This is a genomic window from Chamaesiphon sp. VAR_69_metabat_338, assembly GCF_031423935.1.
GTDB lineage: Bacteria > Cyanobacteriota > Cyanobacteriia > Cyanobacteriales > Chamaesiphonaceae > Chamaesiphon.
The window spans coordinates 1-1,779 of sequence record NZ_JANPGM010000596.1 but is presented as its reverse complement, the minus strand read 5'-3'; the positions used below and the strand labels follow the sequence as shown (position 1 = coordinate 1,779).

General features: G+C 46.3%; 3 protein-coding genes and 1 riboswitch. All 3 genes read right to left on the bottom strand.

The window, feature by feature from the left end:
- Positions 1 to 161, bottom strand: a 161-nt coding sequence (locus tag RMO84_RS16445) for a DUF1636 family protein (RefSeq protein WP_310489516.1), incomplete at its 3' end; no start/stop codon positions are given.
- A 21-nt stretch (positions 162 to 182) separates the two neighbouring features.
- A riboswitch (cobalamin riboswitch) is annotated at positions 183 to 334 on the bottom strand.
- 147 nt (positions 335 to 481) lie between these two features.
- Positions 482 to 1,351, bottom strand: coding sequence for a hypothetical protein (locus RMO84_RS16440; protein ID WP_310489515.1), 870 nt, complete (start codon positions 1,349 to 1,351; stop codon positions 482 to 484).
- A 203-nt stretch (positions 1,352 to 1,554) separates the two neighbouring features.
- Positions 1,555 to 1,779 (bottom strand): sterol desaturase family protein (locus RMO84_RS16435; protein WP_396135882.1); only part of this gene is annotated, 225 nt, incomplete at its 5' end.

Sequence of the window (1,779 nt, the reverse complement as noted above, 5' to 3'; positions counted from 1 at the left end):
CCTACCGCTTGGATCGGAAACGCTGCTGCCAAATCCCAATCTTGATGCAAAGCTTGCAACTCTTGAAGCAGCCGTTCGCCCTCACTCGTACCAATCCGCCGACCATCTTCCCACTTACTACCGCAAGTGGTACAAACAAATAAACAATGTTGTGGGTTCACCTAATACCTCGTAGGTTAATTGAACTAGATATGTGTTCTGGTGGGCATTCTGACTCGATCGCAGCATAGTTGCCGACGATTTACAGTTGCGGGACAGTGCTGGATTTACACCAGGCTTTCCCCATTACTTTGAGTGGCTGTTCCCCACTCAAACCAGATCGAAGTTTCATTATACAGGTTCTACGATCGCTTACAAAAAATTCGATATCATCAAAAAAAATGCCCGCACCCACAAACATCTTCTGGAGTGAATTCTAGTTTCCTAGATTCGATCGATTCCGGGTTGATGGCTGTAGCCTGCGTGGCAAATTAGGTTGTGACTAGTCTTTCTCCACTAGCTTTTTCTTGGCTAGCCGGTATCTGACTAGAGTTCCGGCAAAACCCATGCCAACCAATGTACCGATATAGTCCTCTGGTTCGGGAACTGCGGCGGAGCTTTTGCCTGTAACCGAGATACCAGTCAAGAGCGAAATCGGTGGTTTTCCAACTGGAGTACCCACAGCTAAGAAAGAAATTAATTGGTTGGTCGAGCCTGCGGTAAATGTCAGGCTTTCTTTTTGCCAAGCACTAACATCAGTTGCTGTGCCACCACCAATAGGCTCAGAAGGTGACATGTTCGTTGATAACTGAGCAGCACTACCACCTAAGCTAACTTGCCACTGCTCCGTAGTGTGACCATCCAGATCGACTTGTTGTCCGGCTGCTTGGTAAAAACTAACGTTATATTGCTCTCCAGCAATCAGCCCAGTTAATGTTTGTGAGAATGTACTGCTGAAATCGGGATCGCCATCAGAGGCGATAAAGAAGCCCGCTCCTCCGGTGACAGGATTATTGACCGTGGTAGTGCCATAAAGACGATGAATATAGGGGCTATCAGGAGTTCCTTCACCTCCGAGTATATTCAAATTTGTGCGATACGTTGTACCAGTGCCAACCAGCCAGACCAAACTTTCATTTGAAGCATTAACATTAGCCTGCGCAAAAGTCCAGTTAGTCGCAGTGGCTGCCGTAGCTGTCCCATCGCTACCAGTATTAGTAAGACCGGATGGTTGAGCAGTTGTGAGGTTGTTGAGACTAAAGTCACCATTGGTGATGAGTTCTACTGCTTGAGCCTGGTGAAGTGGTAGTAGAGTTAGCGCGATCGCGCTGAGTGCAATACTCGCGATCGCGCGAAAAAAGGTTGTTTTCATGTTGATGTGCCCGTAAATTTTGAAGAGAACCAGAGTGGAGGTTGAAAGGATCTATGCGCCAAAATATCTGGGGTCTAATTTGACGGTTACTCAGACTTAGAGTACCCAGGTGGCTACAAATACATATAGTTCTGAATTTACAGGCTGCTAATTAGCAGATCGAGCCTCAAGTCAAAGCTAATAACGAGCTGCAATCTGAGGGTTTAATCGCTCGACTCATGAACTACAGTTTTTGGGTTTTGTCGATTGAGTCGAAAAGATTTTCGATCGAATGGCTGTAATAGTTGTCCTGTAAAACTAGTCGCGATCGGTGCCTCAATGCCATACCGCTCCGGCCACCGCTGTTTGGGCAGATACAATGTCCCAAACAAGATATCCATTATCGGTAAAATTGTGGCGTAGTTCTTATTAATAAACTTGGCTCCATC